We start from the raw sequence: 12,213 nt of genomic DNA on the forward strand, positions 1-12,213 counted from the left end.
GTTCACCAAAGACGATCTGAACGCCCTACTCGAACGCATCGCCGCCCACGAAGACGCCGCCCTCACGCCCGCCGCATAACGGCCCCCACAAATACGTCACCGAAATTCCGTGCCAGACCACTTAGGAGCAGGGTGAGGATGCTCGGCTGGCCGAGATGGCGAAGGGCCCGAACGTAGTTCTCGGCCTCGGTGTTGTAAGCCCGCAACACGAGCTTCGCGAGATCGGCGGTCATCGTCCGACCCCTGGATTAGCCAAACGTGCGCTTCCGCCCCGTCAGCCAAGTGCTTCGCCCCTTTGGATCCCGCAACGCCGTTCGGCCGCTGGTCGAACGCGAGCCGGAGGAAACCAACTGAGGTGAATGCGCGCCAGCGAGCCCGGTGGCCGGCTTGCCGTAGCCCCGACTCGCGAGAGAACACACCGCTTTTGGGTCTTCAGGGCGGCGCCGGGCTCTTCAACGCACGAATCGCCAGCCAAGCGCGGCCGATCGCCGGGGCTCGACATCGAGAGTCCGGTCAGTTCTTCGATGCGAAGGATCCGCGCCGTCGGGGTCTGTCGGTGAATCTGCAGCCGGGTCGCTATCGAGCCCCGGGCGCCGTGCTCGGTCACGTCAGCTCCAGTGTCCGTAGCCGGCGTGGGGTGGCGGCCGTTGTCGTCCCGGAGCGGGTCGAGGGCGGCAGCGATCCGGTTTGTCGCGCTTCGGTCGAGATGGTCCAACACGCTTGACGCCGTCCTTCGAGCGAATTCTGACTCTCAGTCATAACGCCCGACTACTGGGGAGACTCGGCCGAAGCCAGTTTTCAGCAATTCCGGTGCCCGGGCCCCGAATCGGTGAGCATCTGGGCCGGACGGCGGTACCGCCGTCGGCTTTTTGCGCGCTGACCTGGCGCTTTAACACGAAATTCACAGTTTGCGCTGTGATGAATCTTGAATCTTGGATAACATATTCGTTAAATCACATGAGAGGAGTGCCTGTGTCGCAGGTCTCTTTCGGCGTTCGCGTGCCCAACTCGGGGCCGCTGACGTCTGTCGAGAACGTCACCCGTGCTGCCACCGAGGCCGAGCAGATGGGTTTCGATTCGATCTTCTTGCACGATCATGTCGTGTGGAGTAGCGAGATGCACCGGCATCACATCTCGTCGGGAGCGCACGAGGCGCTGACCGACGACCAGCCCGCGGACTTCTTCGAAGCGCTGACCACCATCGGCTACCTCGCCGCCAAGACGTCGAGTGTCAAGATCGGGGTGGCCTGCCTGGTGATGCCGACCCGCAACCCGATCTATGCGGCCAAGCAGCTGGCCACCCTCGACCACCTGTCCGGTGGCCGGTTGATCGCCGGAGTCGGACTGGGGTCAAAGGCGTCGTACCAGTCCAGCGAATTCGACGTATTCGGTGTGCCATTCTCCAACAGGGCCCGGATGACCGACGAGTTCGTGGAGGCCATGCGCGCCATCTGGACCGAGCCGCTGGCGTCCTACACCGGGGACTACGTGTCGTTCAAAGATGCCGAGATGTATCCGAAGCCACTGCAGCAACCCGGACCGCCGATATGGGTGGGCGGCTGGACCGACGCGGCGGCGCGGCGCACCGGGCGGCTCGGTGACGGCTGGGTGCCCGGCTGGTTGTCGCCGGCCGAAATGGCTCGCGGCGCAGGCATTGTCCGCGAGACGGCCGAGCAGAACGACCGGGATCCGGACCGGATCACCATCGCGGTCGAGAAGCTCACCGTGATCGACCGGGACCATGATGCGGCGATGGCACGCGCGCTGCCCACGGTCGATACGAGTTCAAAGACTTACGAGCGCGACATTGACCAGATCCAATTCGCAATCGACCGCCATATTTTCGGGTCGGTCGAGGACGTGAAGCGGCGGGTCGAGGAGTTCGTCGAAGCCGGAGTCACGCACTTCGAGCTCAAGTTCATCTATCCCACGATGGATGAGCTGACCCGACAGATGGAGTTGTGGGCGGATGAAATTCTGCCGAGGTACCGCTGACCGATTTGGATCTGACAACCTACGACGCGGGGCGAATCGATGCTGTCTTACTGAACCCATCGAGCCTTCCGGCGCTACGGCGAGCGAGGAGGTATCCGGCGAATGACGCGTTCGACTCAACGCACGCGGCGCCCGGTCAGGGCGGGAGCGGTGGTCTGGGTTGCCAGCCTCACCGCTGGACTGATCACTTCGGGAATGCAGGGCATCGTTCCGGCCATCCCGGCGATTCGAGATCACTTCGGCCTGAGCAACTTCCAAGTCGGATTGATCACCAGTGTGTATCTTCTGCCAGGCGTGTTCTCCGCGTTCGCGGCCGGTGTGCTGACCGAGCGGATCGGCAGTCGCAAGGTGGTTGCCGGCGGCTTGATGATCTTCGGGCTCGGCGGCGCGCTGCTACTGGTCGTGCACGATCTCGGCACCTTGCTGGGCGTCCGGTTTGTGCAGGGAATCGTGTTCGGGGCCTTACTGTCCATGACGGTGGGTCTCATCGGCTCCGTCGCTCGGTCCGGCCAAACCGCCCACCGGGCACAGAGTCGGCGCATTGTCGGTATGGCGGCGGGGGAGACACTGTTCCCGATCGCGGGCGGGATGTTACTGGCAATAGCGTGGTACGCGCCGTTCGCCATGCAGATCTTCACCGTGCCACTCGCGGTGGTCGCCTGGCTCGTTCTCCCCGACGACCAGCATCAGCTCCGACGCGAGGCGAAAGAGGCGCCGCCAGAATCTATCTGGAAAGCGCCAGCGGTTGTCGGCGTACAGATCCTGGCGGCGGGCCGATTCATCTTCAAGTTCGCGGTGCTGACATACGTGCCGGTGCTCGCGGTCGACCAGGTGGGCGTGTCCCCGGCGGTGCTGGGCTGGCTGGTCGGCGCCTCGGGCGCGCTGGCCGTGGTCACTGCTCTGCTGTCGGAGCGGCTGGCGTCGAAATTGCGGTCTTCGGAGATGATCATTGCCTGCATGCTGGTGATCACGGTCAGCCTGGTGCTCATCGGCTTGGGCAGTGCAGCCGTTGTGATGGCCATCGGTCTTCTGCTCTACGGCATCCAGGATGGCGTCTACGGCGTCGCGCACAATGTGCTCGCCAACGAAATGGCACCACAGGGTTCTCGCATGGCCTACGTCGGACTGACCGGCACCACGCGAAATATCGGAAAGTTTGCCGCACCGTTGGTCTTTGGGGCCGCAACACTGGTGTTGTCGATCCCCTCGACCTTCTTCGCCTTCGCCGGCGTTGGCGTCCTGGGCGCGGCGGTGGCGTGCAACGTGGCCAGGAAGCAACGGGCTCTAGAGTCCGCCGCCGACCGCCCGACTAGGGCCAAAGATCAGCCGCTGACTACGACAAAGCGCTCGGCCAAGCCCGAGCCAAACTGAGAGGACAGGTCCGCGCGATGGCATCTCCGTCGATTGAGGAGTCCGACACGGACGCAGTTGATTCCGCCGACGGTGACCGCCAAGGGGGGCAGGCCGATGGTGGTTCACCTGATCGGCGGCGCATGCGCCGGCTATGGGTGTTCCTGCCTGCCTTGTCCGTGGTGGTCTTCCTGGCTGCCTGGCAGGTCGTTGGCGGTCACGTGGACCCCATCCTGTTCGCCACTCCCACGGAGGTGGCCAAGGCGTTTTGGCAGCTGCTGGCAACGGGGGAGCTCGGTCCGGCCTTCGGTACGGCCATGGGCGACCTCGCCACTGGTTACATCCTCGCGACGATCGTGGGTATCGGTGTCGGAGTTGTCATGGGACGGAACGCCGTCGTCGAGCGTGTGCTGAATCCGTACGTGAACTTTTTCCAGGCGACTCCGCTGATCGCTTTGGTTCCCTTGGTGGTGATCTGGTTCGGTATCGGATTCGAGGCCCGAGTGGCGGTCACCTTCATGCTCGCGGTGTGGTCGATCATCATCAACACCGCCACCGGGGTGAAAGAGACACCGGCGCCGCTCATCGATGTCGGAAGGGTCTACAAACTCAGCCGGTGGCAGGTCATCACCGGGGTCGCCATCCCCAACGCGGTTCCGAACATCTTCGCCGGCCTTCGGATCGCCCTCGGCAAGGCACTCATCGGCATGGTGATCGCTCAGATGGAAATTAGTGTGACCGGCCTGGGCGGGCTCATCATCAACTACGGAAACGCTTTCAAGACCGCTTACCTGCTCGCCGCGGTCTGCACGGCATCGCTGGTCGGGGTGATCGCCGCCGCAGTCCTCGAAGTGATTCGCCGCTGGGTGTTCCCTTGGACGCAGGGCGAAGACCTGGGCCGCTGGTAGTACCTACCGCCTCTCATCCCAATCCACCCCGTACCGAAGGAGACAATGTGTCGACGTCCACCCAGTGCGGGGTTAGCCCCGCCCGCAAGGTCCTTATCGTGGCCGCAACCCTTGCCATCGCCGCGACCGCGGTCGCGTGCTCGGACAGAACCGCCTCGAGCAGCGGTGCAGACAGCGGTGGCCTCAAGGGGTCCCGGTTCATTCTGATGTTGCAGAGCACCGCCAACGCCAACAAGGTCGTCGAGGTGCACGCGGTCGACGAGCTCAAGGCACAGGGGGTCAACGCTTCCGTCAAGTGGAACGCCAGCACCCCGAATATCGCGATCACCCAGCTGACCAACGGAAACATCGATGCCTATTCCGAAGCGGTCACCGGTGGCGTGACCGCGGTCGAGTCCGGGATCAAAATGAAGGACTTCGCGTTAGCGCAGCCACGTCAGGATTACGTCCTGCTGGCCAGCAGCGGCATCAACAGCCTGCCTGATCTGAAGGGCAAGAAGATCGGCGTCCAGGACACCACCGGGGTCAATTACGCGCAGGCACTGATCGTCGTGCAGAAAGCCGGCCTCAGCCCCAAAGACGTCGACATCATCGCCGTCGGGGGTCAGAGCGCCCGGCTGCCTGCCTTGGTAGCCGGTCGGGTGGATGCAACCATGCTCAGCCACGCGGCCGAGCAGCAGCTGGCGCCGAAAGGTTTCAAGTCCGTCTTCGATTTCACCGCTGAGGCATCGAATCTCTACGACGACAACGTCTTCGCGACGGACGAATGGTTGAGTAAGAATTCCGCGCTCGCGGTGGCATTCAACAAGGCGCTGCTCGACTCGTTCACGTGGTTCAACGATCCGGCCAGGAAGGACGCTGTGGTCAGCGAGGCGCTGGCCATCGAGTCCGCGGCCGACAAGGACACCACGACAGCGCTGTTCGACAAGCTAAGAGCCGCCAACGCGTACCCGAACGGAACGATCCTCGACCCCGAACTGCTCGATCAGCAGCAGAATTTGTACAAGGAAGCCGGGTCGTTTCCGAACACTGTCCCGGTCGGCCAGTGGGTCGACGACAGTTACGCCAAGAAGGCCAAGGGGCAGGCGTAGCAACACGTTCGGCACGCTCTTCCGGCACGATCCGATAGATTGAGGGATGTGAGATGACGGCAACTGAGTCCGGTGCGGCGATCGACATCGTCGCGGTGCACAAGCGGTATGCACAGCGGCGCGGCACCGCCAACGTGGCGCTGCGCGATGTGAACTTGAAGGTGAAATCCGGCGAGTTCGTGAGCTTGGTCGGCGCATCCGGCTGCGGTAAGACGAGCCTCATCCGGATGGTCGGAGGCCTATCGCCCTACAGCGCGGGGTCGATTGCGATCGACGGCAATCCTGTCCGGGGCGTGCCCAAACGCCTTGGTTTCGTATTCCAGGACGCTGCGCTGATGCCGTGGCGGTCGGTTCGGGAGAACGTGACGATGGGGCTGAATGAGGTCGCTAAAACCCTGTCTAAGAAGGATTCCCGCGCCCGGGTGGATGAGCAGCTCGAGCTGGTCGGGTTGATCAAGTTCGGGGACTACTATCCGCGCCAGCTCTCCGGCGGCATGAAGCAACGCGTTGGCCTGGCCCGGGCGTTGGTAAGCGGCCCGAGCCTGCTGCTCATGGACGAACCGTTCGGCGCACTGGACGCCTTCACCCGGCTGCGTTTGCAGGAGGAGCTGGCCCTGATCGTATCCAGGACGAACACCACGACGATGTTCGTGACCCACGATGTCGACGAGGCCGTCTTTCTGTCGGATCGAATTGCTGTGATGTCCGCCTCGCCGGGCACAGTTAAGGAGATCGTTACGGTCGACCTGCCACGGCCCCGGCTAGGGCGCCAGGGCCTACTGGACAACCTCCGGGCAGCAGAGTTGCGTGACCACGTGCTACGGCTGGTGATGGAGGATCAGGACAGCCAGCACGGACCGGTCGCAGCTACCGACCAAGTTGCGAGAGCGGCGAGCACCTAGGCTTCCGAGGCCTTCAACCGCCTCGTCTCTGCTCGACTCGCGCTGCCCTGACGGCTGTCATGGTGCGCGCCTGCGCGGCGCGTAGCGGCGCAGCAAAAACGCCAGCCAGGCCGTGGTGAGCAGGCCCAGACCGCCGAGACTCATGATCGCGACCGCCAGGCTGGCAGCCCCGGCAATGACCGACGCGGCAGCCGGACCCGCTGCCCCGCCCGAATCACTGACCAGTCGCCACAGCCCGAGGAACTTCGTCCGACCCGGTTCGGTAGACACGTCGGCCGCCAGGGTCATCTGGATGCCAGAGCCGATGCCATTGCCGAATCCCATCAGCGCGGCCACCACCATGATCGAGGCGGCGCCGCTGGTGAAGGGAAGCGCGACGGTCGACGCCGCCAGAATGCCCATCGAGGGGATCACCACCCAGGACCGGCCCCAGCGGTCCATCACCCGGCCGGCGGGATAGAACACCACGAGCTCCAGGCCCGCGCTGACGGCCACCACGATGTTCGTCATCGCGGGGCTCAGACCGATGGAGTGGGCCCACAGCGGAATCACGATCACCTTGCTCGTCCGCAACGCGCTGACCGCCGCTAGCGCGACGCCCAGCGTCGAGAGCACCCTGCGGTCGCGACGTAGAACGAACGACCAGGACACCGGCGTTGACGGACCGGTCGCGGCGTATTCGGCGTCGGATTTCGAACCGCTCGCGATCAGCAGAACGGCCACCGCGACACTCGACAGCACAGCCACCAGGAATGCCGACCGCAGACCACCCACCGAGACCGCCGCAGCGCCACACAGCGGGCCGATGAACAACCCAGCCCGCTGCGCGCCGCCCATCGTGGACATGGCGGTGCCGACGATCGAGGGATGCGCCGTGTCGGTGACGAACGACTGCCGGGCCAGATAGAACACCGCATTGCACGCGCCGAACAGTGTGGTAGCGCAGGCCAGCACCACCAGATCGCGTGCAAAGAATGCCGCAGCGGCTGCGGCGATCGACGCGATCGCCGCCACCAGCATGGCTCTTCGGTCGCCGATCCGACTTGCCAGCGCCGACGCCGGCAGGTCCGCGGCGATCTGTCCGATACCCAGCAGCGCCAGGATGGCCGCGGCGGTGCTGCTGGTCGCGCCCATGGTCAGGGCCGTGACGGCGACCGCCGGCGCCGCCGCGCCGTTGCCGATCTCGAAGATGCCCACCGGTAGGAACACCGGCACGATGAGTTGCATCGGGTTGCGCAGCAGGTCGGTCGAACCGTCGTGGTCGGGGTGGCCGACCGGAATGGAAGCGCTCAACGGCTGGGCAGCCTCTCCACTCTGCTGATCGGCCACTTCCGGAAGATCCCGGTGTCGGCTCCTGGGGCCGAGATCGGCCCAGGTCCGCCCGGGAATTGTCGGTGGCGCCTGCGTCGGGTGGTCAGCCAAATCGTATCGCATCCAAATTCCGCGGGATTCAAATCCTCCCTGTGCGGTTCGCCAAGCAGTTCCCCAACGTTCGGTCAATGCCGTCGAACTGGACTGCACCGACACCGATCTCAGCGGTCATACCGGCACCCGACGATTGAGGAAGGCGCACACATCAATGTCAGGACGGCTCAAACGACGCCCGACGGACCTACCGGAGTTACTTCGCCGCACACGGCCCGCTGCCCTGGTTACACATCGGTACACGAAATCCCTCCGGTCACGGTTACGGGCCGAACAGACCTCAGCGATCAGCCAACTGGTGCTGGACACCGCAACCCGCCTGTACATCGAGCGAGGGTATGCCGGCGATGCTGTCAGTGAGAAGGGGCTACCGTGCCCGGCGTCGGTCGAGGTCCGCCTGTCGCTGCAGGCCCTTGAGGGCAGCCCAATTGACTTTTGGGACCTTCACCCCCCAGTGGCGAGGTAGCGGAGGGAGGCGCGCCCCATGGACTTGGCCATCCGCCAGAAAGCCGTGAGTTGCTCCCGTGGTGGTGGCGCGTGAATACGGTGCTCACGAAAATCCAAGCGGCGCCCGATTTTTCGAGTCAACCTTTGGTATGGATCATCTGCAGCTTCGAAAGCTCGTCATCGTGGTAGTGGGCGAGCACGTTCGCCGGAGCGGGCACCACTGCTACGGATGCCGTCATCAGCCTGGCATTTCGCAGGTTGCTGCGTCGTAGCGCGCAGCTCGTGTGGCACGAGGCTGTGCCCGACGTCGTCCATCGCACGCGCTAGCGGTGCCCATGTGTCGAAGAGCCGCTCTGCAGCGTGCGGGAGCACGCGAACGCAGGTCCGAGCGACGAGCTAACTCCGTAGGACCCGCAGGCCCATCGACGTCGAGTATCCGCAACGTCTGCATGTCCGTGGCGGTATTCCCATCTGCCGCGCGAGTCGACGGCGGAGACGAGTCTCCTCCCGACGGGCCGATACTTCAGCGAACATTTGGGTGCCACGGTCGACCGTTCAAAGCTCATGGTGATTCCAGCTTCGAGGTTCAACGAGGGTCCCGATATGCGATCGACTGAAAGCCGTTGCCGTTCAGAGTCAATGGCGATGGGCTCGTTGTGCTCAAGTCCGGCGGCTCGCGATCAATGACCGGATGCGGGCGCGGCTTGCAACTCCGGGGCGGCCGCGACGAGTAGTGCGGCTCGGTCGCGGGTGAGCGGGGGATAGATGCGTTCACCGTTGATCACTCGCTTGGTCGCCTTGGCCGCTGCGCCGCTGCTGACGACCCGGCGGTCCCAGCCCTCCGTGTACACCGCACCGGCTGGACCGAGATCGAGAATGGTGACATACCAGGGGATTCGCAGCGACAGCATGGGGGCACCCAGCAAGTCGCTGATCACGTTGTAGCCCGCATAGCGGCCCATCGGCCGACCGTGCTGACACGACATCACGGATACGTGTTCGTCGTCCATCTTCGCCGCTGCCACATCCCCTGCGGCGAACACACCGGCAATGCCCTCAACTCTCAGGTAGTCGTCAACGGGCAGCCGACCCAGCCTGTCGCACGGTATGCCGAACTGCACCGTCAACGGGTTCGCCCGCATTCCGGCGCACCACACCACTGTTGCCGCCGGCAAGACGTCCCCGGACGACAGCGTCACGCTTCGCTCGTCAACGGCGATGACGCGCACCCCGGTGATGGTTTCGACCTTGTTCTCGGCCAATGCGTCCTCGATGACTGGCCGAGCCGACTGACCCATGTCCGAACCCACGTGCGGGTTGTGGTCGACGAGGATCACCCGCGGTGTGACTCCGGCCCCTAGCGCGTTCGACAGCATCTTCGGCAGCTCACTGGCGATCTCGATGCCGGTGAGGCCAGCCCCGACGACGACCGCTGTCGCAGTTGCGGCATCCGAGGCGCGTTCGGCCAGGTCGCGGATGTGCGCCTGCAGCTTCATCGCGCCGTCGTAGGTGTCGACGTCGTAACCGAATTCGGTAAGCCCGGGAAGGCCCGGCTTGACCACTCTGCTGCCCAGCGCCAGTACGAGGCGGTCATAGCCAAGGGTTGCGCCGGGGGCTGTGCTCACCGTCGCGCCCGGAGCGTCGATTCCGGTCACGTCAGCAGTGATATGGCCGACTCCGGCCGGATCGAGTAGGTCCTGCAACGGGACTCGGCACGGGCTGAGATCGGCCTCGTAGTTACGGACCCGAATATCGTGGAATGGTTGGGAACTGATGACGGTGACGTCGACCGCGCCTTGGGGAACCCCGAGCTCGTCCAGGCGCCGGGCGGCGCCCAGCGCGGCCCATAGCCCGGCGAAGCCAGACCCGAGAACGAGAACACGCGTCGTGGGCGGCATCGCCACATCGTCTCGCAGCGCCGATTCACAGACAAGAGGCAGGCGGTACGACGCGTCGTTGCTCGAGTGGCTGGCGATAGCGAAGGTTCACCCGGAAGTGGTCGGGTTGCGTGGTCAAGGGTGTCACTCCGTCCACCGCGCGGCCGACCCGCGAGAGCCCACGCAGCACGGCGCCGCGTGCTCAAGCTCCTCGGCGCTAAACCGACAGCGGTCTCTCCGCACCGCGCTCCGGATCGGCAGATCGCGAGGTGACGGGTACGTCCGTCCGAGTCCGATTTTCGCCGCCGAGTTGTGAACGGATTTATGACCGAAGCGCGGCGAAGCGGCCCAGATGGCACGAGACCTCACCTCGGGCATCAGTGGCGGCGTCCAAGGTCCATGGAGACTTCACCCTGCATTTCTGGCGCGCCCGCCGGATGTGCAGCCATCGCGAAGCGCGCGGGGATGTTTGGCGTCTACCGACCACCGGTGGCATTTGCGAGTGGGGGAGCCCCGTAGTCGCGGCCGAATCCTGGGTGGGCGCTACTAGTAGAAATGGTTCTCGGAGCAATCCACGATCCCTGTAGCGACGCAGTTCGGTAGTGATGGAGGCCGATGCCGGTGCGAGGCAGGCGGGCTGTCGACACGACAGAATCACCGAGCCATTGGGCCGAAGCCATGGTGTGCAACGGTTTTGCGGAATTGGTCGAGGACGATGTCCCACCTGGCCCCGCCCGATCGCCTGATCCCCTCTCATCGACGGAGTGCAGGAGCAGCCGCCACGTTGCGTCGAGGTACCCCGTAGTCGGCAAGTGTTCGTTCAGGATCAGCGAGCATCCTGCTTCCTTGATATCGTCTCGTCGCGGGTCGGCAACCACCGAGCCGCCGAGCCGCCTGTCGGCTGCGAAATGTGCTGCCGTAGTTCGTCATACGGTGTGTGTCTCCGCCACGCCGGTCTATATCCCGTTCCGACCTGGGGAACTTATGACGCTGAGGCAAGTGTTCGATCCGCGTTGCAATGCGCTGACCGCGTGGCGGCTGGTCCTCGCGATCGGAGTCATTCTCTGGCACTCCTGGCCGCTGACCGGGCGCGAGATCCCTTACGGGCCCGTAGTGCAGTTGCTCAGCGAGGTATTTGCGGACGGATTCTTCACCATATCCGGGTTCCTCATCACGGCCAGTTGGATGCGCCGCCCGTACTTGCGGGAATACTGGACGGCTCGTATTCTGCGAATCTTCCCAGGCCTGTGGGTATGTCTGCTGGTGGTGGCGTTCGTCATCGCTCCACTCGCCGCCGCAATCCAGCACGTTTCGGTCTCGTTCTCATCCGAGGCCGCGTATGTGCTGAACAACGGCGTCACGAATGTGTTCTATGCAGGGATCGACGGCACACCCACGGGCGTGCCGTACCCGGGGGTGTGGAACGCGTCCATCTGGACCCTTTTCTTCGTGCTGCTTTGCGACGTCATGGTCTCCGTACTGGGGTTTGTCGGCTTGCTGAAGCGGCGCTGGACCATCCCCATCCTGTTCGTCTTGGCGGTGTGCTGGTCGGCCTACGTGTCTTATCCGACGAATGCGTTGCAGACCTGGCCGCAGATGCTGGCCCGGTTTGCTCTCATGTTCCTCGCAGGAGCGATGTTCTACCGGTACCAAGACAGGATTCCTGCCCGCTGGTCGCTAGTCGCGCTCAGCGTCGCCATCCTGGTGGCGTCCGAATTCATCGAAAATTACCGGGTGATCGCTGCCCTGCCGTTGGCATACGCCATCATCGTTTCCGGGGCGCTCATCAAGAACCGACGTCTCAACCTGCAGCACGACCTCTCGTACGGCGTGTACATCTATGCGTTCCCGATACAGCAGTTGCTGGCTACGTGCGGGCTTGCCCGCTTCAATTCGTTCGTGTTCTTCGTCCTTGCGACGGCGGCGACCTTGCCCGTGGCTGCGCTGAGTTGGTTCGTGGTGGAGAAGCGTGCGCTGTCCCTGAAACGTCGCCTGTTCAAGAGACCCGCTGAGCGCGAATCGGCAAGAGCTTCAAAGCCATCAGCGGGCGGCTGTGTCGCAGCCAGTGAGTCGATATCTCAGCCGCCGATGCCAGGAATATCCTCCGACGGACATTCTCGCTCGTAGCGGGGATGGTGTGCCGATGTTCAGAGCCGGTTGAGTGTTGAGCAAAAAGTATTTGTTGTGCAACAGGTTTCAGAATCTGTCGCGGACGATG

General features: G+C 64.0%; 10 protein-coding genes. 6 read left to right on the forward strand and 4 right to left on the reverse strand.

The window, feature by feature from the left end:
* Positions 1-62: 62 nt before the first annotated feature.
* Positions 63-233: a hypothetical protein gene (locus QOI01_RS10720; protein WP_526380664.1), complete on the reverse strand. Its 171-nt coding sequence runs from the start codon at positions 231-233 to the stop codon at positions 63-65.
* A gap of 41 nt (positions 234-274) precedes the next feature.
* Positions 275-718, reverse strand: a complete 444-nt coding sequence (locus QOI01_RS10725; RefSeq protein ID WP_526380666.1) for a helix-turn-helix domain-containing protein — start codon at positions 716-718, stop codon at positions 275-277.
* Between the two features lie 254 nt (positions 719-972).
* Here QOI01_RS10725 and QOI01_RS10730 point away from each other — a divergent pair, with 254 nt between their 5' ends.
* The 5 genes from QOI01_RS10730 to QOI01_RS10750 all read left to right on the forward strand — a co-directional run bounded on the left by QOI01_RS10730 (position 973) and on the right by QOI01_RS10750 (position 6,246).
* Positions 973-1,995 carry an LLM class flavin-dependent oxidoreductase gene (locus tag QOI01_RS10730; protein ID WP_526380668.1) on the forward strand — a complete coding sequence of 341 codons (1,023 nt, stop codon included), beginning with the start codon at positions 973-975 and terminating at the stop codon, positions 1,993-1,995.
* A 102-nt stretch (positions 1,996-2,097) separates the two neighbouring features.
* Positions 2,098-3,366 (forward strand): MFS transporter, encoded by a 1,269-nt coding sequence (locus QOI01_RS10735; protein WP_526380670.1) that lies wholly within the window; start codon positions 2,098-2,100, stop codon positions 3,364-3,366.
* A 122-nt stretch (positions 3,367-3,488) separates the two neighbouring features.
* Complete coding sequence (locus QOI01_RS10740) at positions 3,489-4,253, forward strand: ABC transporter permease (RefSeq protein WP_526380672.1); 765 nt, start codon at positions 3,489-3,491, stop codon at positions 4,251-4,253.
* 245 nt (positions 4,254-4,498) lie between these two features.
* Positions 4,499-5,344, forward strand: coding sequence for an ABC transporter substrate-binding protein (locus QOI01_RS10745; protein WP_526380674.1), 846 nt, complete (start codon positions 4,499-4,501; stop codon positions 5,342-5,344).
* A 95-nt stretch (positions 5,345-5,439) separates the two neighbouring features.
* Positions 5,440-6,246 (forward strand): ABC transporter ATP-binding protein, encoded by an 807-nt coding sequence (locus QOI01_RS10750; protein ID WP_526380676.1) that lies wholly within the window; start codon positions 5,440-5,442, stop codon positions 6,244-6,246.
* Positions 6,247-6,303: 57 nt separating this feature from the next.
* Here the strand turns inward: QOI01_RS10750 and QOI01_RS10755 are convergent, their stop codons facing one another.
* Positions 6,304-7,575 (reverse strand): MFS transporter, encoded by a 1,272-nt coding sequence (locus tag QOI01_RS10755; RefSeq protein ID WP_526380678.1) that lies wholly within the window; start codon positions 7,573-7,575, stop codon positions 6,304-6,306.
* A gap of 1,223 nt (positions 7,576-8,798) precedes the next feature.
* Positions 8,799-10,016, reverse strand: coding sequence for an NAD(P)/FAD-dependent oxidoreductase (locus QOI01_RS10760; RefSeq protein WP_526380680.1), 1,218 nt, complete (start codon positions 10,014-10,016; stop codon positions 8,799-8,801).
* A gap of 963 nt (positions 10,017-10,979) precedes the next feature.
* On the opposite strand from QOI01_RS10760, the gene QOI01_RS10765 reads away from it, so the two are divergent.
* Entirely contained in the window at positions 10,980-12,122 is a 1,143-nt protein-coding gene (locus tag QOI01_RS10765) for an acyltransferase family protein (protein WP_526380682.1), read from the forward strand.
* Positions 12,123-12,213: the final 91 nt, after the last annotated feature.

Source organism: Mycobacterium sp. (assembly GCF_032162605.1).
In the GTDB taxonomy this organism is placed as follows: Bacteria; Actinomycetota; Actinomycetes; order Mycobacteriales; family Mycobacteriaceae; genus Mycobacterium.